This window comes from Streptomyces sp. NPDC033165 (assembly GCF_055577965.1).
Window position 1 is genome coordinate 1 of record NZ_JBVIPK010000019.1, and the last position, 17773, is coordinate 17773.

Here is a 17773-nt window from a genome sequence, read left to right on the forward strand (position 1 = left end):
CGCAAGCCCGGCAAACTCCACGCCGACAAGGGCTACGACTACGCCCACCTGCGACGATGGTTACGCGAACGCGGCATCACCCACCGCATCGCCCGTAAGGGAATCGAGTCCTCGCAACGGCTGGGCCGCCACCGCTGGACCGTGGAGCGCACCATGTCCTGGCTCGCCGGCTGCCAACGACTCCACCGCCGCTACGAACGCAAAGCCAACCACTTCCTCGCCTTCACCAGCATCGCCTGCACTCTCATCTGCTACCGCCGACTCACCAAATGAGATGACTTCTTAGTGCGCGCAGAGCTGGTGGTTGTAGAACTGAGGGCACCGCTGCCGTTCGGTGCCTCGATGTCGCCGTGGTCGCGGAGCAGGGCTTGAGGGCGCAATACGACTGGCCCGACGACCCTCCAAGGTCGTCTCGATGTCCCGTCAGGTGCGGCGGCCGCTGGGGACCTGCCACCACAGGAGCCAGGACACAGTGCCCATGATCAGCATGTTGCGGGGGCTGAAGCCGGTGCCGATGGGATCGGTGAACGCGGGCAGGAGGAACTCCCCGACGACGAAGAACAGGACCGGATTGAGCGCGACGGTGAAGACCGCCCAGGCCACGGCCGGGTGCCAACGGGGCAGCGGCACAGCGTTGACCAGAGAGACCAGGCCAACGGTACTGACAGTGGCCAGGACCACGTGGTCGGCGAGGCCGAGTTGCCACTGCTTCCAGATCCCCGTCAACGCCAGGGCCACCGCGCAGCCGATGAAGCGCACCAGCACCGCCACGACAAGGCCACCGCCCCATCGCGCCCCGGCCTGCCCGTCAGGCTCGGAGCCACCCCGCGGAGCCGGTGCCGTCGGCTGTGCGTGCAGACCGTCGCCGGGCGGCGCGTCCTGCGGCAGCACCTGCGACGGTGGCGTCGGGTAGGCCACACCGTGTCCGCCAGGGACCGACTGCAGCGCTGGATCCACCTCGGTCGGCGTCGGCACAGCCACCCCCCTGCGAGCGACCCGTTCCAGTGCCGTGAGTGCCCGCTCTGCGGTGGCTCGCCCGCCCGGGTCCTTGGTCAGCAGCGCGGCAAGCACCGGCCCGAGCGCGCCCGCCCGGACTGCTGGGCGCGGCTCCTTGACGGCGACTGCGACGCAGAGAGCGCTGAACGTGTCCGCGCTGAACGCCGTCTCGCCCTCGACCGCGCAATAGAGCGTCGCGCCGAGCGACCACAGGTCGTTGGCGGGGGTCGGCGGCCTTCCCTCCAGTTGCTCGGGGGCCATGTAGGCGGGGGTGCCGATGATCCCGCCGGTGCGGGTGAGCGCCGTGGTCGCGTCGGCCACGTGCGCGATGCCGAAGTCGGTGATGATCACCCGGTCACCCATCAACAGGACGTTGTCCGGCTTGAGATCACGGTGAATGATGCCGGCCGCATGGGCCACCCTCAGGGCCTTCACCATCGCCGCACCGATCTCGGCGACCCGCCGCATCGGCAGCGGGCCGTCCCGCTCGATCAGTCCGCCCAGCGAGATTCCGGTGACGTACTCCATGACGATGACCGGAGCGCCCTCGTGCTCGACCACGTCGTGCACGGTGATGATGCCGGGATGGTTGAGCCGCGCGGCGGCACGTGCCTCGCGCAGCATGCGCTCCAGGAACTGGTCCCGTTCTGCGCCCGCGATGCCCGGTGGGAGCAGAACCTCCTTGACCGCCACGTCCCGCTCAAGGGCTTGGTCCCGCCCCCGCCACACCCGGCCCATACCCCCCTGGCCGATCAGCTCCACCAGCTGGTAACGGCCCCCGACTGTTCCCCCGCTCACTGCTGTCACGGCGCCACACTAGCCGTACGACAACCGGGGCGAAACGGTGCTCGATCACCTCCCAAAGGGGACCGTCAACTTCCGAGGCACCGACACCCGAGCCAAGCGCCCTTGTCCCCCGTCTCCCTCACAGAGACCAAGGTGGCCGAGGAGTGGGTCTACCGCTTCCGGGCCGCCGCTCGCGCATGGGCCGACGGCGAGGAAGCCGCCGTACGGTGCATCGGTGCAGGCGCCCGCTCCAGGGTCTCGGGGTCCACCATGGACCGGATCTCAGAAGGCGCACCGGCAGCAGCGGACAGCGACCGGCGGAACTCGCTCGCTGCTGACTTCGGTACCGGCACCACGTCCTGGTGGTCGCACGAAGGTTCGACGGCCCACATCAGGCGTTGATCGCGGGAATGGTCTCGGTGCCGTAGGCGTCGATGGTGGCCTGCCGGTTGTCATGCCTGTCGTAGGCGTGCGGGCACGGTGGCCGGGGGCTGGCAGAGGATCTCCCCGAGACGGTGGTGAAGTTCTCGAAGTAGTCGCAGCGCACCGAGGTGGGTCCGGTGTGGGTCACCCAGTACAGGGTGAGGCTGTCCAGGATGGCGTCGGTGCCCAGTGCGGTCGTGGCGTCCCCGTCGGACCAGGACTCGTACTTCTCGAAGACCCATGCGGCCAGGCCGGCCGGGGAGTCGTTGAGGCTGTAGCCGAGGGTCTGGGGCTTGCTGCTCCGCTCCATCTGGTGAACGCTCTCGCGCTGGGCCCACTCCTGGACCTGCTGGAGGAACTCCTGCTCGGCGGGCTCCGGGGGGGGAAGGGGGCGACGAAGGTGTGCCAGAGCGGCATCCCGTGGCCCGGGCCGCCAACCGCGCTGTGCACTTCAGAGGCGGTGAAGTTCGGCCGTGCTGTCGACCCAGTGCCAGTTCGTCGGCTGCCACTGCCGTTTGAGGGCTGTGCGCTCCTTGGCGTGGTGGTCAACGAGCACGGACGGCAGCGGCACGGGTATGGCGTGAGTCATCACGCCATACTCAGCGGCCCCACTGACGATCTTGCTCGCATCGGGCGTTCCTGGTGTTCGGAAGCGTGCTGGCGAGCGGCCGCCGCCCCTCTCCCCGGGGCCGTTCGCTCAGCTGGCCCGACCCGCCCTTCACCGTCGCCTTGACCGTCGAGACGACGATGGTCAACTCCGGTCTCGGTTCTTGTAGCCGTCCGTTGCGGCGAGGAAGTCGGCTGGGGCGAGATCGGCGGCGACGCCGAGGCCGGCCTTCGTGGCGAGGCAGGCGTCGCGCAGCCGCTGGTACCAGCCGTCGGGAATTACCCCGAACGTTTTACAGTCCCTACAGGCGGGAAGCGGCCTGGCGCACCCCCAGAGGTGACACCGCCACTGGAGCGGTGTGCATCGTGAAGGTGCTGGTCACGGTTTTGGCGTGCGTTGTCCTTGGCGTACTCGTGCTGGTCGTGGGCGGCAGTCTGGGGTGTGGATCGTCTGGCAGCGGGTGCGGGTTCTGCGACTTCTCGCCTGCCGTCTCGGGTTACGTTCGTACGCTCTGGCGTATGGCGGACCCCGAGGTGCATGAGCGGATCACCGCGCGCCGCGCGGAATGGGGGCGCGGAAGGCTGCTGGGCTATTGCGGGAGCAGAAGCTGTTGGTCGGTCCACTGCGGGAGCAGCGGACCGCCCGGTTAATCGGTTGCGGACCTTCGGTATGGAGTGTCTGATCCCGGCTATGACGATTGTGCTGGGTACGCCGACCGTCGACGGGGTACGCGAGGCCATGGCCTCGCTGCGGGAGTGGCAGTACGACGAAGCGCCGATGCAGTTGCATTCCGGGGACATCGGCTGGAACTACCGGTTCGGAACGGCCGGGACGGCCGCGGCGATTCGGACCTGGAGTCGGGACGGGCGGATTCTCGCGGTCGGGATGCTCGACTCGCCGACGCTGGTGCGGATGACGGTCGCTCCGGACGCATACCAGGACGAGGACTTGGCGGGGCGGCTTGTCGAGGACTTCTCGCTCCCTGAGCGCGGCGTGCTGCCGGAAGGAGCGGTGTCCGTCGAGGCTCCGCTGAGACTGCTGGTCCACGATTTGCTGAGCAAGGAGGGCTGGGGCGTCGACGAGCCGTGGACGCCGCTCTTCCGCGACCTCACCGAGCCGGTGGAGGGCCCCGGCGTGCGGATCAAGTCGATCGGCCCGGAGCAGGCGCAGGACTTCGCTGACGTCCTGCGGTCGGCGTTCAACACCTCGCGGCCTACGCGCGAGTACTGGCACGCGATGTCGGCGGGACCGTTCTACGCCGACGCCCGCTGCCTGGGCGCCTACGACGACCAGGGAAACGTGGCGGCGGTGGTGACGGTGTGGTCGGCCGGCCCGGGGAAGCCGGGGCTGGTCGAGCCGATGGGCGTCCACGAGGACCACCGTGGTCGCGGCTACGGCCGGGCGATCACCTTGGCCGGGGCGGCCGCGCTGCGGGAGATGGGCTCGTCGAGCGTACGCGTGTGCACGCCGAGTTCCAACGTCGGCGGCGTCGCCACGTACAAGGCGGCCGGGTTCGAGGTGTGGCCGGAGGTGCGGGACCGGATCCGGACGGCCTGACGCCGGTGCTGCTCGGTTGGGCGGCAGCCTGGGGCGTGGATGGTCTGGCAGGTGCGGGTTTCCGGTTTCTGTTCCGCCCTCTCGGGTTGCGGTGGTACGACCCGGCGCATGGCGGACCCCGGGGTGCATGAGCGGATCACCACGCGCCGCGCGGAGCTCCCCGACGATCGTGGCCGACTCCTCCGGCTCTCCCCGGCCCGGCCCGGACGCACCTCGGAAGTCACCACCTGTCGGCACGACAACCTCACCGCCCATCTGCGCGCGACCGGCCTCGGCGCCATCGCCAAACCGGGGTTCATCGGCCTCGACGACAACCACGACCCGGACCCCGACCGGCCGTGATCACCGGCCACGAGGTCGCCCGCAACCGCCCCCTGACGACGGGCCCCTGGCCGCCGACCAGAAACTGTCGAACACCGTGCTGGGCACAGTCCGCACCCCGGGCGAGCACGGCTTCGCCCACCTGAAGGACCGGGGCGCGTCCTCACCAAGGACCGCACCGATCCGAAGTCGGCAACCGCCCCGGTCAGGGCCCTGCCGGTGCTGACCAACCGCGAACTGGCCACGGTCTCGGTAGAACAGTCCCCTTCAAGGGGACTGCGGTCGCCGCAGCCCTTGGAGGAGCAGGTCGATCAATCGGCGGGGGTCGTAGCGGGGGTCGCTGTCGTGCCCGATGCAGAGGTTGCCGATGCCGCGCATCAGTTCGTAGGCCTGCGTACCGGGATTGATCTCGTCGGCGTCGGCTGCGGCGTCGAGCAGTTGCGTGCAGACGGGCACCAGGCGGTCGAGGAAGTAGGTGTGGAGTGCGTCGAAGCCGCCGCTGTCCGATTGCAGCGCTCCCGCGAGTCCGTGCTTGGTGACCAGGAAGTCGACGAAGAGGTCGACCCATTGGCGGAGCGCCGCGAGCGGGGAGCCGGCACTGGCGAGCAGGTGCGGACCGGCCTCGGCACAGGCTTCGACCTGGTGGCGGTAGACGGCGATGACGAGATCCGCGCGCGTCGGGAAGTGTCGGTAGATCGTTCCCATCCCGACGCCGGCCCTGGCCGCGATCTCCCGGATGGGCGCGTCGACGCCGGAGCTGACGAACACCTCGGCGGCAGCTTCGAGCAGCGTCTGCTGGTTGCGCACCGCGTCGGCCCGCTTGCTGCGCGCCGACACCCCCCTGGACTGGCCTGTAGTGGCCACCACGTTCTCCTTCCGGCCGCCATTGACGAAACGGAACGCTGTTCCGTATATTAAACGGAACGACGCTCCGCTTCAGAATAGCTGAAGCAGGGCACCTCTGCCCCTGTCTCGCCCGCTGCCCGGCTGCATGAGCCGACGCGGCAGAGGCCATTGAAGGGAAATATGCGTGATGAGTGAATCGACTTACCTGGCCGACACCTTCAGCTCGCCCACTCCAGTCCTCTCGGTCAGCCCGGTCGTCCTACCGGCTCCCGGCCGAGCCGTGGACCTTCACGTGCGCGTCTCCGCCCCGGTGACCGGGACCGGGCTGCCGGTCATCCTCCTCTCGCACGGCCTCGGCTTCTCGAACAATCTCTCCTCGCTGAACGGCTACGCCCCCCTCGCCAACTTCTGGGCGGCGCACGGCTTCGCCGTCATCCAGCCCACCCATCTGGACTCCAGGACACTGAGCCTGAATCCCGACACCCCTGGCGCGCCCCCGCACTGGCGCTCACGGGCCGAGGACATGACGCGCATCCTCGACCAGCTCGACGTGGTCGAGGCCGCCGTCCCCCAGCTCGCCGGGCGCCTGGACCGGAGCAAGGTCGCCGTTGCCGGGCATTCGATGGGCGGGCACACCGCGAGCCTGCTCCTGGGTGCCCGGCTCACCGACCCCCACGACGGAACGGAAGTGAACCTGGCCGAGCCCCGGATCAAAGCGGGTGTGCTGCTGGCCGCACCCGGGCGGGGCGGCGACGCCCTCACCGAGTTCACGGTCGAGAACTACTCGTTCCTCCTGACCACGGACCTCTCCGAGATGACCACGCCCGCGCTCGTGGTCGCCGGCGACAAGGACGACTCCGCTTTCCTGACGGTCCAGGGCCCGGACTGGCACACCGATCCCTACGTCCTGGCCCCGGGCCCCAAGGCCCTGCTCACCCTGTTCGACGCGGAGCACGGGCTCGGCGGGGTCTCCGGATACGACGTCGCCGAGACCACGGACGAGAATCCCGAGCGAGTCGCCGCGATCGGACGGCTCACCTGGGCCTACCTCCGTACCCAGCTCTACCCCGCGGACTCTGCCTGGCAAGCGGCCCGTGACGCGCTGACGGCCGACCCCAAACCGCTCGGCCGAATCGAATCCAAGTAGAGCCAACACCACCCCCGCGACGCTGTCAGGGCCCGGTCTCGCCGGTCAGCTGATGCCGCCCGGCGAGACCGGGCCCTCTCCGTGATCAAGCCGCCTGGCCGCAGCCGTCCGTGCCGGGCGCCGGATCGTCTCCCCGAAGCGGGCTGAAGTCGACGTCCAGGTACGGGGCGTACGACTCGGGCTCAAGGCCGAGTCCGTGAGTGAACAACACGGGTCGGGTGACCGCCCACCCGACCCCCACCGGGCGGGGGCCATGGTACGGGCGGTGGGGCGTCCCGTCGCTCGGCTTCGGAGTGCGGCTGATCACCGTCAGCCGGTCACCGCCCGTGCTCCCCCGGAGGCCGGGCGAAGGATCCAGGCGCACCATGGAAGTGAGATCCGCGGAAGGCCGATCATGGACCCGGCACAGCGACGCTGGGGTGGCGAGCCCGAGCCCGAACCGCCTCCATCCCCCCACTGGGAACAAGGCGCGCCTCCAGGCGGCCCGGCGCCCCCGGGAGCAGCCCCGCCCAGCCGGAGGAAGCGCCGCGTCTTCTTCTGGGTCTTTCTGGCCGTCCAGATCCTCTTCATCGTCTGGATCGTCACCGGTATGGCCGCGGTCAGCGGAACACCGGCCGAATGCCAAGGCCTCACCGGCGACGACCTGCAACTGTGCGAGGACGCCCATGACGTCGGTGCCGCCATCGGCGTCGGGTTCATTGTGGGGCTCTGGGTGGCCGTGGACTTCATCCTCGCCCTCACCTACGGCATCTACCGGGTGACCCGCCGGTAGCCCCACGCCGCCAGCTCGCCGCGAGGCAGCACGGGCAGCCCCTTCCGCCAGTCGCACGCCGGACCCATCGCGCCGCGGCCTGACGTGACCCGCCCCTGCCCTGCGCCGTCCTGTCCTGTCCTGCCCTGCCCTGTCCTGTCCTGCCCTGAGGAAGCTGACGTCCATGATCGCGTCGCGCACCGCCACCACCCGCACGACCGCCCGGGACGGTCGGCACGTACGGTACGGCAGGTGAACCAACCGCCCGACGCCCCGGCCGGCCCCCCTTCAGACGTCCATGCCCGGACCTCGACAACCCGCGTGTTCCTCGCGCTCGCCCCGCCCGACGACGCGAAGGACGAGCTGGCACAGGCCTTGCGCCCGGCCTGCGACGCCTACCCCCGCATGCGGTGGAACCGCGTCGAGGACTGGCACATCACCCTGGCCTTCCTCGGCGAGGTCCCCGTCACCGCCGTTCCGCCCCTCATGCCTCCGCTCGCCCGACTGGCCGCACAGCACCAGCCGCTACGACTCGCGATGCACGGCGGCGGTCACTTCGACCAGCGGGTCCTGTGGAGCGGGATCACCGGGGAACTCGAAGAGCTCCACCGGCTCGCCGACGACGTACGCGCGGCTGTCAGGGGCTGCGGCGTCCGCTTCCCCGAGCGGCCGCTCCGACCCCACCTCACCCTCGCCCGCTCCCGCCGGGGCGACCACACCACCGCCGTCGAAGCCGCCGCCACGCTCACCTCGTTCTCCGGCCACACCTGGCAGGCCGGGCACCTCCACCTGGTCGGGAGCAACACCGGCCGCGGCCCCGGGCCCATCCACTACCGGACCATCACCACCTGGGACCTCGGCCACAGCACCTGAAGGCGGCCTTCGCCTGGCGGTCCCGGGGTGCGCCGTCAGGGCGAGGCTCGTTCCAGGCCGTCCGGTGGTCGGTGATCCATCGATACGCCTGCCGCACCTCGCTCATCGCGTCGGCGCAACGAAGACCGACCATGGCGACCGTGTTCTTGGGCGGGCCCCCACGTACGTACCTGGACGGGCATGTCGCGTGGGAACCGCGCCAACAGCCCACCGCGACCTGCGACGAGAGCCTCCCGCGTGCCCTCGCTCTCCCAGCGATCCGCGCCGCGGTCGCTCAGTAGGCGTCGGCGGCCTTCCCGAGAGTCGCCGTGAGACGGCCCAGTACCTCCTGCAGTCCGAGCACCTCCTCCACCGACAGGCCGGTGGCGGCGAGCACGCCCCGGGGCACGGGCAGGGCCCGGTCACGCAGTTGCGTGCCGTCTTCGGTGAGGTCGATCAGGACGGAGCGTTCGTCCTCACGGCTGCGTTCGCGCCGGACCAGTCCGGCCGCCTCCAGTCGCTTCAGCAGCGGCGAGAGCGTCCCGGAATCCAGGTGCAGCCGCTCCCCGATGGCCTTGACCGGCTGCGGGCCCTCCTCCCACAGGACCAGCATCACCAGGTACTGCGAGTAGGTGAGGCCGAGGTCCTTGAGCGCCTGCCGGTAGAAGCCGCCGAACGCACGTGACGCGGCATGCAGCGAGAAGCAGACCTGGTGGTCCAGTCGCAGCAGTTCCGCGTCAGGGACCGCCGAGAGGTCGGGGACGTCGGAGGGGTCGGGAGTCGAGGCCTTCGCGGTAGCGGGCGCCTTCGGGGCAGCGGTCATGGAACCAGCGTACCGCCGACCACGCCAGTCAGTTGCACACAACTGAGTTGTGTGCAATCTTTATGGCAGTCGCCGCGATCACTCCGGTCGCAGCTCCAGAGGAGGGTCACCCATGGACGCGTTGTACACCGCCGCCGCCACCGCCAACGGCCGCGAGGGCCGGGCCGTGAGCTCGGACGGCCAGATCGACCTGCCCCTCGCCCTGCCCCCGGCCCTCGGCGGCAACGGCAAGGGCACCAACCCCGAGCAGCTCTTCGCCGCCGGTTACGCGGCCTGTTTCGCCAGCGCGATGGCGGCGGTCGGGCGCGAGCTGAAGGTCGACACCAAGGACGCCTCCGTGACCGCCGAGGTCTCCATCGGCAAGGACGGCGACGGCTTCGGCCTCGCGGTCGTCATGCGCGTGGAGCTGCCGGACTCCCTCGCGGGCGAGGCCGGCCAGAAGCTGGTCGAGGCCACCCACGCCTACTGCCCCTACTCCAAGGCCACGCGGGGCAACATCGACGTCGAGCTGGTCATCGAGTAGCCGTAGCCGTCAGGCGGGCCAGCACCGCGGCCACGGCGCGGTGCACGGCCTTGCGAGCGTCGTCGTCGGCCGGGTCGAGCGTCTCGAAGCCGTGACGACCCTGCGGCACGTCGATGACCTCGACGTTGGCCCCGCAGCGCTCGGCCTCCTTCAGGAACTCCTCGACCGTCGCGGCGATCACGGCGCTCTCGCGTCCCGCTCGGACCAGCACCACCGGCAGCTGCCCGGCATGGGCCACCGCCCGGACCGGATGGAAGCGGGGCTCCGCCAGCCCCCAGCCCGGCAGCGGCGACAGGATCGGATAGTTCGCCGCCACGCAGCGCAGCCATGCCGGACGCGCCGTCAGCCATTCCGCGACCAGCGGGCCCCCGCCGGAGAAGAACCACAGGGCGAGCCGGTCCGCGTCCACCCGGGGGTCGGCCCGCACCCGCTCCACCGCGTCGGCCACGTCCGCGGCCGCCCGCTCGTAGTCGGTCACCGCGTGCAGACGGTGGTCGAGCGTCACCCCCACGGCTCCCAGCCCGGCGACGTGGCGTGCGTACCCCTTCAGGGTCGGCCAGTCCCGAGGGGTGGGCCGCGCCTCGGCGGGCACCGGGCCACCATGCACGAACACCACGGCAGGGTGCGGCCCCGGGCCGTCCGGCAGGTAGAGGTCGGTGTTCCCGGTCCGTTCGCGGGGGCGTTCGGGTACGTCGAGGAGGAACGGGCGCAGATGGGCGGGCGGGCGGCGTCGGCGGTGGTCAGCCGGTGGCCCCCGCCCGCCGCCGCCTCCGCGAGAACCTCTGCAAGCCGCGTCGGGCAGGACAGCATCGGCCAGTGACCCGTGGGGAGTTCGAAGAAGGTCACCCGTGGCCCGGCCAGCGCCTGGAGGGCCGGTTCGCCGAGGTCCACCCTCATCTGGAGCATCTCGATTCCCGGTCCGTTGCCGGTGCACAGCACGCCGGTCACGGGCACTGCCGCCACGGCTCCGGTGAGTCTCATCGGCTGGAGCAGCGTGCCCAGCGGCTGCGGAGCCGCGAGGGCGGTCAGCCCGTCGAGCGCCGCTTCGGAGAGCCCCGCGGTGCTCCCCCAGCGCGACCAATCGTCCCGGGCCGGGGGCGGCAGCTCACCGGTCGATCGACCTCCGCCCCCGGCCAGTTCCTCGCGCAGGCGCCCGTCGGGTACGGCGGCCAGCGCCGGGACGCCGTCCTGCGGCATCCCCGCGTCCAGGTGGACGATCCGGGCGATCGACCGCGGGCGCCGGTCGGCCGCGCCCAGCACGGGGTGGATGCCGTAGTCGTGACCGACGAGGACGATCTCCCGGCCCGGCTCCGCTCCCTCCCGGGCCTCCTTATCCGTATCCGCCTCCGCATCCGCCTTCGCTTCCACTGCGTCGATCACCGCCAGCACGTCCACGACATGGGTCTCCAGGTTGACGACCGCGCCGGGATCCTCGGGGCGCCTGCCCAGTCCGGTAAGCGCCACCGTGTGCACCTCGGCGCCGTCCGCGGCCAGTCGCGCGGCTGTGTCCCGCCATACGTACGGGCCGGTGAAAGCCCCTGCCACCAGGATGAATACGGCCATGGCCCCTCCTCGTCACGCTGTCTCCCGCATACCGGCCCGATCTCCGGCAGCGCTCGCCGGTACCGTAGGAACTCCCCCTGAGGGAGGTTCAAGTGTTCTCGTCGTACGACGGCCTGTGCACCATCGGTGAACTGGCCGAGCACGCGGGCGTCAGCGTCAAGACCGTCCGTTTCTATTCGGACAGCGGACTGCTGCCGGAAGCGTCCCGCAGTGCGGGCGGGCACCGCAGGTACGCCCCGGAGGCCGTGGACCGGCTGAGCATGATCCGCTCCCTGCGCGGCCTCGACCTGCCGCTTCCCGACGTGCGCCGCATCCTTGACGGACAGCAGGCTGAACGGGTCGGGGCGGGGAGCGCTCTGGAGGACGCCGTGGCCGGTCGGCTGCGCGCCCTGGGCTCCGAGCTCGCGGCGTTGCGCTGGCGGGAGGCCGCGCTCCGGCTGGTGCAGGAGTGCCCGGCCGCCGAACGGGCCGCCCGGCTGCGGCTGGTGGGGGCGGTCGCCGCCCCGCCGAGCACCGCGTCCCTGGCCCGTTTCTGGCGTGCGTGGCTGCCGCCCCGGATGCCCGCCCGGTCCGTCAGCGCGTTTCTGGAGGCGGCGGTGCCGCAGCCGCCCGAGGACCCCCGGCCTGCGCAGGTCCTCGCCTTCGCCCGGCTGCACGCCTTCGTGACCCGTCCGTGCGGGGACCGTGGCAGCGGCCCCTGCCAGCCCCGGGCGCACCGCGGCGCGGGGGCCCGCGCGTCGGCGGTGCTGTACGCGGGGCTGGCCGAGGCCTACGGGCTGGCGGGCGGGGAGATGCGGCGGGGTGCCAAGCCTGCGCCCGGTGAGGCGCTGGACGGTTTCGTGGACGCGTACGCGAGCACGTACGGCACCCACGACAGTCCGGGTTTCCGTCGCGTTCTGGCGGGCCGGCTCGCGGCCGATCCGCGCATCGACCGGTACTGGGAGCTGACCGCCGAGGTGATCAGCGCTCCCGGCGGCCGCCCCGAACCGACTTCGGGGTCCGCGCACGACTGGCTGCTCGACGCCCTGGACGTACAGCTGAAGGAGACGGCCGGGTAGGGCGGGCGCGCCATCGGCGGAACGTCGGGCTCCGGCGCCCCCCTCCGCCGTACGCGAACCTCATCCGTTCATCCGCACCAGGGCCCCTCCGCCGTTCGCGACCCTCAGCCGCCATCCGTACAAGGGCCCCTCCGCCGTACGCAACCCGCGGCCGCCATCCGTACGAAGGCCCTCAGCCTCACAGGGCCTCTCAGCCGCCGAGGTGTCAGGCCGGCCAGGCGGAGCGGCCCGAGAGCAGCGAGCGTGCGGCTTCCTCGGTGGCGTCCCGGTCGAAGTGCTCGGTCCGCCAAGTGGTCGAGCGCATACTCCCCCGGTCCCGGTAGGAGCGCATGATCCTCCCGTGGTCCTTACGTGCCACGAAGGCGTGGAGGTCCCGTTCGGCCCGCCACACGGAGACCGAGCCCGAGCGCGGGCGCAGCAGATGGGGGTCCGCCCACAGCCAGAGGCCGACCGCGCCTTCGAGGTCCTGCCAGACCTGCCGCAGGGCGATTCCCGCGACGGTGACGCCCGGCGCGGTCCACGGGCGGTGCGGGGTGAACTCGGTGACGCTCACGACGGCCTCGCCGTCCACTGAGCCGCCGGACGCGGGATCCCCTGCCGGGCCGGGCTTCCATGGCGTGAACCAGATGGTGGCCGACATGGCGTTCCCCTCGTGAGTGGCCGGCTGCGGCTCTTATAAAAGCACGTCCGTTCGTGCTAACATATCACGCTCCTGATGCCGACCGAGGAGTTCCGAGCATGGCCCGCACCGAGGCACTTGCCAGCACCGCGCTCAACATCGCCTCCCGAGTCTCGGGGCGGCTTGCGGGCGCGGGCGCCTACGCCCTTTTCCACATGCCGCTCGCCCGGAGCAGGATGCGGACGAGCGAACGGGAGCTGTTCGGCACGGCGGAGACCACACGGCTGAAGGTCAGCGGCAAGTCAGCGGTGGTCTACCGCTGGGGCGACGGCGAGAGGCCCGTGCTCCTGGTACACGGCTGGCAGTCGCGCGGCTCGCGGTTCGCCGACTTCGTTCCCGGGCTTCTGGAGCGCGGCTACAGCGTCATCACCTTCGACGCGCCCGGTCACGGCGACGCGAGCGGCCGCAGCACCACCATCCTGGAGTACCGCCACATCCTCACCGAACTCCACGAGCAGTACGGTGAGTTCGAGGCCGTGGTCGCGCACTCGCTCGGCGCCCTGGGCTCCATCTTCTCCCTCGCGCACGGGGTGAAGGCGAAGCGGATCGCCACCATCAGCGGGGTCTGCGACTTCGAGTATCTGATCGAGGAGTTCTGTGCCGCCGTCCCGCTGCGCCCCCGGCTCAAGGCGCTGCTGCGCGAGCGCGTCGGGGAGAACCTCTTCTCCGTCCTGCCGGTCGAGGAGCGGCCGTTCTCCGCGGTGAACGCGGTCACGGCCCTGGACATGCCCCTCCTGGTCGTGCACGACGAGGACGACCCCAGGATCCTGGTGGAACAGGGGCACCGGCTCGCCGGCGCGTTCGGCGATCAGGCTCGGCTCGTCGTGACGAGCACCCTCGGGCACCGCCGGATCCTGGGCGACCCCGATGTCGTCCGGACCGTCCTGGACTTCGTCGCGCAGGGGCCGGACCGGGCCGCCGAGGCGGGCACCGAGGCTGCCGCGACCCCGTGAGACGCCCCGGGCGGCGCGTGCCGGACCTCCCGGCACCCGCTTCTCCCGTTTCCTCTCGCTTCTCCCGTTCTTCCCCGTCTCCCGTCTCCCGTCTCCCCAGCCTTACGCGCGAACTGGACCCCGGAGGTCTCGGCCTCCGGGGTCCAGTCGCGCGTCGTCACCTGTGTTCGTCGAGGAACTCCAGGATGTGCCCGAACACGTCCAGCGCGGCGCCCCGTCCGATGAACGCGTCGAGGTGGCCGTAGCCGGGGATCTCCGTGTACCGCACGTCCAGTTGCGGCTGACGGGCCGTGAGGACCTGGTGGCAGAGCTTCTGGGAGTCCAGCCACATGCCGTTCTCGCTGCCGGAGATCAGCAGCACGGGGCAGTCGATCCGGTCGGCGTGGTCCAGGGCGTTCTCGGGCAGTGCCCGGTAGCGGTCGTCGTTCTGGTGCCAGCGCACCATGCTGCGGGCCAGGGCGACCCGTCGCAGATGCGGCAGGATCCACAACGGGGCCGGGCCGAGGAGTTGGGCCAGCCGGTCGTGGGTGGTGTCGTGCAGATTGTCGTGCACGTACAGCGAAGCGCCCACGCCCCAGGCCGAGTTGCACAGGATCTGGCAGGTGGGGTCGGGGCAGTCGGCGCCTCTGGACGCCAGGGCGAACAGCGGCGTGTAGCGCGACCAGAATCCGACCTTGCGGAAGTCCACCGGGATGTGGTCGAAGCGGGACCGGAGCAGTTCGCCCGCCATCGTCATCTTCAGCGACGTCCGGCCGGCCAGCTTGGGCGTCAGGAACACCCCTTGCGCCACCACGCCCGCGAGACCCGGCACCAGCCCGGCGGCCATGCTCATCGACAGCGAGAGCGCGCCGATGCAGTGGGCCACGGCGAACAGCGGCCGACCGCCGATCTCCCGGCGGATGTGCCTGACCGCGGCGGGGATGTCGTAGAGGGCGACGTCGTCGTACGTGTACCGGTGGCCGGTCTCGTTCCACGGGAGTCGGCAGCTGCCCCGCCAGTCGAGCAGCCACGGCTCGTAGCCCTCGTCGAGCAGGACCTCGACCATGTTGCGGGTCTCGGGCAGCAGGAACATGTCCGAGGACGCGGTGTGGCCGTGCAGGAGCAGCACCGCGGGCCGGTCCTCGCGGACGCCGGGCCGGACCCTGGTGAGCCCCAGCCGCAGTCCGTCGTCCGCCCGGAAGGGCGTCTCCTCGATGTGCGCTCCGTCGAGGCGCGCGTACAAAGGCCGCAGGGTCATCGCTTGCGCTCCCTCGGGGTCGGGTTCCGGCGCAGGTCGAGCAGGTCGGCGCCGACCCGGGCGAACGGGCCTGCCATCCCGCGGCCGATCTCCAGGCCGAACCAGGTGAGCCAGGTCATCTTCGCGAGCCGCTTCTCCTGGCCGGACAGGCGGGGATCGACCCGGATGCCGTCGACCTGATCCCGGAGGTAGCTGTCGGTGGGAACGACGATCTCGCCGTGCAGCGTGGCTGGTTCGCCCTCGCGGCCGATCTCCACGGTCAACGCGCGTGTCTGCCGCCACAGGTCGCGCCGCGCCCGGGCGAACTTCCGGCCCTCCAGCCACCACCGGCCGCCGTCGGCGTCGCACAGCCGCAGCCGGTAGCGCAGCAGCGGGTGCCGCAGGCCGTGGTCGAGCGGGATGCCGTCCTCGGGGCGGACCCACAGGTCGCCGTGCTCGACCACCAGGGGGTCCGGGTGCAGCAGCGGGCAGGAGATCTCCCCGCGGACGTCCACCCGGCGCTCCTCGGCCAGCTGGTACATACCGGCGATGGACAGGGTGAACGCCGCCGAGCACGGGGTGCGTGCGGCGCCCCCGACCGGGCCCAGAGCCCCTTCCATGGTCTCGGGGAACCACAGATAGGGCTGGTCGGTGCGGGCCGGGAGCCGGGCGAGACCGTCCCGGGACAGCTTCTCGAAGGTCCTCAGCTGCTCCTGCATGCCGTAGCGGGTCGAGGCCGGCAGACTCTGATCGGCCACGAACGCGTCGGTGCGCTCGGCGGTGGCCGCGGGCGCCGTCAACGAGGCCTCGCAGAGCTTCGCGGCGGTGGGGCTCGCCAGGACCCTCGCCAGGAATGCGAGTTCGGGGACGGGGTCGGCCCGGAGCCGGGCCACGACGTCGTTCCGCCACTCCTCCCAGTCCTGGACGCGTACGTTCATGCCGCCGAAACGCATGTCGTGGACGACGTCCGCCAGGGAGTTCGGCGTGCCGCTGAGGTGGTAGGTCCGGCCCCAGGCTTCGGGTTCGCAGATCGCGGCCACCGCCACCCGGCTCACCCAGTCCACCGGGGCGGCGTTGAGAAACCTGAACGCGGGGACCGTACGGAACCGGCTGAACACCGACATCATGCCGCTGCTGAGGTCCTGGGGATTGCTGGCCCCGGTCCTGGTGTGGCCGCCGATGCCTCCCGGGCGCAGCAGCGTGACGGCCAGCCCGTGCTCCCGGGCCCGCCGCAGGACCGCCTCGGCGGCCCATTTCGACTTGTCGTATCCGGCGACCAGGGCGTCGATGTGGGCGACGGGGTCGTCCTCGCCCATGGACTCGATGCCGACCTCGTTGAAGACCGCGATGGAGGAGATGTGGTGCAGGGGCTTGGGCCGCCCGGCGGCCGCCAGTTCCGCGAGCGTCAGCGGTCCGAGCACGTTGCTGGCGCGCAACGACCGGTAGCCGCGCAGGAAGTCGACCGCCGCGGCCACGCTCACCACGGCGTCCAGTCCCTCGGCCAGCGCCTCCCAGCGTTCGTCCGGCAGCCCGAGGTGCGGTTGGCGGATGTCCCCCGGCAGGACCGTCACGCGTCTGCGGATCTCCCCGGACCACGGCAGGGCGAAGCGCTTGAGCGCCTCGCCGAGGCGCCGGGTGCCTTCCTCCTCGTCGGCGGCCCGCACCAGGCAGTACACGTGCGCTTCGCTGTGCCGCAGCAGATCGAGCAGCATGTGGCCACCGAGGAACCCGGTCGCCCCGGTCAGCAGGACCGTGCGGGGCACGGCGGGCTCCGGCCGACGCACCCAGGGCAGGTCGTCGGCGCGGGCCAGGTCGGCGAGGATCAGCTCCAGGTCCTCGTCGGCTCCGGGCGGCGCGGATGCGGGGGCGGGCAGGGTGGTGTTCCTGGTCTGCACCGGGAGCGGCACAGACGCCGCCACAGGCGCAGACACAGGCACAGGGGACGCAGGCACGGGCGCAGGCACAGGGAGCTTGGCCCGCTCCACCGGTACGGGCAGGGTGGCTCGCTCGGGCGAGGGCGGTGGCGCGGCACGCTCAGGCGGGACCGGCAGCGACGCTTCGCCGGACACCGGCGGTTCGGCTCCGTCCGCCGGGACCGCCGGGACCGCCGGCGACGCTTCGCCGGACGTCGGCGGTTCGGCTCCGTCCGCCGGTATCCGTACCGGCTGTGCGTCTCGCTCCGCCGACTGCGCTCCCGCTCGCTCATGCCGCATCGGCTCGGCCTGCGGCCGGATTCCGTTCGTCCGGAGCGCTCGTTCGGCCAGGCGGCGGGGCCGGGCGTCGGCGAACACGTCGTCGAGGCTCAGCTCCAGGCCGAGGTCCCGGGACAGCTTCGCCACGAGCGCCACGGCGTCGACCGACGTACCGCCCGCGTCGAAGAAGTCGGTGTCGGGTGCCATCTCCGCGCCCGGCAGCAGACGGGCCGCCTCGGCGGTGATGGCTCCGGCCAGCCGCTCCGTCTCCCCCGTGCCGCCGACCGCCGGAGACTGCACCGGGTCCTCCTGGCCCGCCTGGTCCGCCGCGTCCGCCGGTTGTGCGCCAGGTCTGACTCTGGCCAGCAGGTCGGCCACGCTGAGCGGGCCTCCGCCACGCTCGGCCCGCTCGCCGGTCCGCTGCTGCCCGGTGCCCGGGCGGCGGGCCGACGCGTCCTCGTTCAGTTCCCCCATGGTGTG

The 17773-nt window shown here is 71.5% G+C and carries 18 protein-coding genes and 2 pseudogenes; 10 read left to right on the forward strand and 10 right to left on the reverse strand.

Annotated elements, in window-relative coordinates; all coding sequences use genetic code 11:
- On the forward strand, positions 1-273 hold a 273-nt coding region (locus ACZ5WC_RS30285; protein WP_468543801.1), incomplete at its 5' end, for a transposase.
- A 150-nt stretch (positions 274-423) separates the two neighbouring features.
- Here the strand turns inward: ACZ5WC_RS30285 and ACZ5WC_RS30290 are convergent.
- On the reverse strand, positions 424-1803 hold the full coding sequence (locus ACZ5WC_RS30290; RefSeq protein ID WP_468543802.1) for a serine/threonine-protein kinase: 1380 nt from the start codon (positions 1801-1803) through the stop codon (positions 424-426).
- Between the two features lie 102 nt (positions 1804-1905).
- On the opposite strand from ACZ5WC_RS30290, the gene ACZ5WC_RS30295 reads away from it, so the two are divergent.
- Entirely contained in the window at positions 1906-2184 is a 279-nt protein-coding gene (locus ACZ5WC_RS30295) for a hypothetical protein (protein WP_468543803.1), read from the forward strand.
- Here the strand turns inward: ACZ5WC_RS30295 and ACZ5WC_RS30300 are convergent.
- The 3 genes and pseudogenes from ACZ5WC_RS30300 to ACZ5WC_RS30310 all read right to left on the reverse strand — a co-directional run.
- Entirely contained in the window at positions 2174-2515 is a 342-nt protein-coding gene (locus tag ACZ5WC_RS30300; RefSeq protein ID WP_468543804.1) for a hypothetical protein, read from the reverse strand. The genes ACZ5WC_RS30295 and ACZ5WC_RS30300 overlap by 11 nt on opposite strands.
- Positions 2516-2656: 141 nt before the next feature.
- Positions 2657-2794, reverse strand: a complete 138-nt coding sequence (locus ACZ5WC_RS30305; RefSeq protein WP_468543805.1) for a hypothetical protein — start codon at positions 2792-2794, stop codon at positions 2657-2659.
- Between the two features lie 76 nt (positions 2795-2870).
- Positions 2871-3085 (reverse strand): annotated as a pseudogene (locus tag ACZ5WC_RS30310) (hypothetical protein); the annotation flags it as partial.
- A 417-nt stretch (positions 3086-3502) separates the two neighbouring features.
- Here ACZ5WC_RS30310 and ACZ5WC_RS30315 point away from each other — a divergent pair.
- Positions 3503-4369, forward strand: a complete 867-nt coding sequence (locus ACZ5WC_RS30315) for a GNAT family N-acetyltransferase (protein ID WP_468543806.1) — start codon at positions 3503-3505, stop codon at positions 4367-4369.
- A gap of 108 nt (positions 4370-4477) precedes the next feature.
- A complete protein-coding gene (locus ACZ5WC_RS30320; protein WP_468543807.1) occupies positions 4478-4711 on the forward strand; it encodes a hypothetical protein in 234 nt (77 codons plus the stop codon).
- A 246-nt stretch (positions 4712-4957) separates the two neighbouring features.
- Here ACZ5WC_RS30320 and ACZ5WC_RS30325 read toward each other — a convergent pair whose 3' ends face one another.
- On the reverse strand, positions 4958-5554 hold the full coding sequence (locus ACZ5WC_RS30325; RefSeq protein ID WP_468543808.1) for a TetR/AcrR family transcriptional regulator: 597 nt from the start codon (positions 5552-5554) through the stop codon (positions 4958-4960).
- Positions 5555-5723: 169 nt separating this feature from the next.
- Between ACZ5WC_RS30325 and ACZ5WC_RS30330 the strand changes: the two genes are divergently transcribed.
- From ACZ5WC_RS30330 to thpR, 3 genes are all read left to right on the forward strand, one after another.
- Positions 5724-6683 carry an alpha/beta hydrolase family protein gene (locus ACZ5WC_RS30330; RefSeq protein WP_468543809.1) on the forward strand — a complete coding sequence of 320 codons (960 nt, stop codon included), beginning with the start codon at positions 5724-5726 and terminating at the stop codon, positions 6681-6683.
- Positions 6684-7077: 394 nt separating this feature from the next.
- Positions 7078-7455, forward strand: a complete 378-nt coding sequence (locus ACZ5WC_RS30335) for a hypothetical protein (protein ID WP_468543810.1) — start codon at positions 7078-7080, stop codon at positions 7453-7455.
- A 231-nt stretch (positions 7456-7686) separates the two neighbouring features.
- Positions 7687-8307, forward strand: coding sequence for an RNA 2',3'-cyclic phosphodiesterase (gene thpR, locus ACZ5WC_RS30340; protein WP_468543811.1), 621 nt, complete (start codon positions 7687-7689; stop codon positions 8305-8307).
- Positions 8308-8581: 274 nt separating this feature from the next.
- On the opposite strand, the gene ACZ5WC_RS30345 is transcribed toward thpR, so the two are convergent.
- Positions 8582-9109 (reverse strand): MarR family winged helix-turn-helix transcriptional regulator, encoded by a 528-nt coding sequence (locus ACZ5WC_RS30345; RefSeq protein WP_468543812.1) that lies wholly within the window; start codon positions 9107-9109, stop codon positions 8582-8584.
- A 112-nt stretch (positions 9110-9221) separates the two neighbouring features.
- On the opposite strand from ACZ5WC_RS30345, the gene ACZ5WC_RS30350 reads away from it, so the two are divergent.
- Positions 9222-9632 (forward strand): Ohr family peroxiredoxin, encoded by a 411-nt coding sequence (locus ACZ5WC_RS30350; RefSeq protein ID WP_311118225.1) that lies wholly within the window; start codon positions 9222-9224, stop codon positions 9630-9632.
- On the opposite strand, the pseudogene ACZ5WC_RS30355 reads toward ACZ5WC_RS30350, so the two are convergent.
- Positions 9622-11195, reverse strand: a pseudogene (locus tag ACZ5WC_RS30355) (alpha/beta hydrolase). The gene ACZ5WC_RS30350 and the pseudogene ACZ5WC_RS30355 sit on opposite strands and share 11 nt — an antisense overlap.
- 92 nt (positions 11196-11287) lie before the next feature.
- On the opposite strand from ACZ5WC_RS30355, the gene ACZ5WC_RS30360 reads away from it, so the two are divergent.
- Entirely contained in the window at positions 11288-12253 is a 966-nt protein-coding gene (locus ACZ5WC_RS30360; protein ID WP_468543813.1) for a MerR family transcriptional regulator, read from the forward strand.
- A 205-nt stretch (positions 12254-12458) separates the two neighbouring features.
- Here ACZ5WC_RS30360 and ACZ5WC_RS30365 read toward each other — a convergent pair whose 3' ends face one another.
- On the reverse strand, positions 12459-12893 hold the full coding sequence (locus tag ACZ5WC_RS30365) for a hypothetical protein (protein WP_468543814.1): 435 nt from the start codon (positions 12891-12893) through the stop codon (positions 12459-12461).
- Between the two features lie 98 nt (positions 12894-12991).
- On the opposite strand from ACZ5WC_RS30365, the gene ACZ5WC_RS30370 reads away from it, so the two are divergent.
- Positions 12992-13885, forward strand: a complete 894-nt coding sequence (locus ACZ5WC_RS30370) for an alpha/beta fold hydrolase (RefSeq protein WP_468543815.1) — start codon at positions 12992-12994, stop codon at positions 13883-13885.
- Positions 13886-14042: 157 nt separating this feature from the next.
- Here the strand turns inward: ACZ5WC_RS30370 and ACZ5WC_RS30375 are convergent, their stop codons facing one another.
- Both ACZ5WC_RS30375 and ACZ5WC_RS30380 read right to left on the reverse strand, forming a co-directional pair.
- Entirely contained in the window at positions 14043-15122 is a 1080-nt protein-coding gene (locus ACZ5WC_RS30375) for an alpha/beta hydrolase (RefSeq protein ID WP_468543816.1), read from the reverse strand.
- Positions 15119-17767 (reverse strand): thioester reductase domain-containing protein, encoded by a 2649-nt coding sequence (locus ACZ5WC_RS30380; RefSeq protein ID WP_468543817.1) that lies wholly within the window; start codon positions 17765-17767, stop codon positions 15119-15121. Before ACZ5WC_RS30380 ends, ACZ5WC_RS30375 begins: the two co-directional genes overlap by 4 nt.
- Positions 17768-17773: the final 6 nt, after the last annotated feature.

Bases quoted from the DNA above. Each gene is read 5' to 3' on its own strand.
- ACZ5WC_RS30315 (WP_468543806.1), top strand. From the start codon at position 3,503: ATGACGATTGTGCTGGGTACGCCGACCGTCGACGGGGTACGCGAGGCC.
- ACZ5WC_RS30320 (WP_468543807.1), top strand. From the start codon at position 4,478: ATGGCGGACCCCGGGGTGCATGAGCGGATCACCACGCGCCGCGCGGAG.
- ACZ5WC_RS30380 (WP_468543817.1), bottom strand. From the start codon at position 17,767: ATGGGGGAACTGAACGAGGACGCGTCGGCCCGCCGCCCGGGCACCGGG.
- ACZ5WC_RS30370 (WP_468543815.1), top strand. From the start codon at position 12,992: ATGGCCCGCACCGAGGCACTTGCCAGCACCGCGCTCAACATCGCCTCC.
- ACZ5WC_RS30330 (WP_468543809.1), top strand. From the start codon at position 5,724: ATGAGTGAATCGACTTACCTGGCCGACACCTTCAGCTCGCCCACTCCA.
- ACZ5WC_RS30365 (WP_468543814.1), bottom strand. From the start codon at position 12,893: ATGTCGGCCACCATCTGGTTCACGCCATGGAAGCCCGGCCCGGCAGGG.
- ACZ5WC_RS30335 (WP_468543810.1), top strand. From the start codon at position 7,078: ATGGACCCGGCACAGCGACGCTGGGGTGGCGAGCCCGAGCCCGAACCG.
- ACZ5WC_RS30375 (WP_468543816.1), bottom strand. From the start codon at position 15,122: ATGACCCTGCGGCCTTTGTACGCGCGCCTCGACGGAGCGCACATCGAG.
- ACZ5WC_RS30300 (WP_468543804.1), bottom strand. From the start codon at position 2,515: ATGGAGCGGAGCAGCAAGCCCCAGACCCTCGGCTACAGCCTCAACGAC.
- ACZ5WC_RS30305 (WP_468543805.1), bottom strand. From the start codon at position 2,794: ATGACTCACGCCATACCCGTGCCGCTGCCGTCCGTGCTCGTTGACCAC.
- ACZ5WC_RS30350 (WP_311118225.1), top strand. From the start codon at position 9,222: ATGGACGCGTTGTACACCGCCGCCGCCACCGCCAACGGCCGCGAGGGC.
- ACZ5WC_RS30345 (WP_468543812.1), bottom strand. From the start codon at position 9,109: ATGACCGCTGCCCCGAAGGCGCCCGCTACCGCGAAGGCCTCGACTCCC.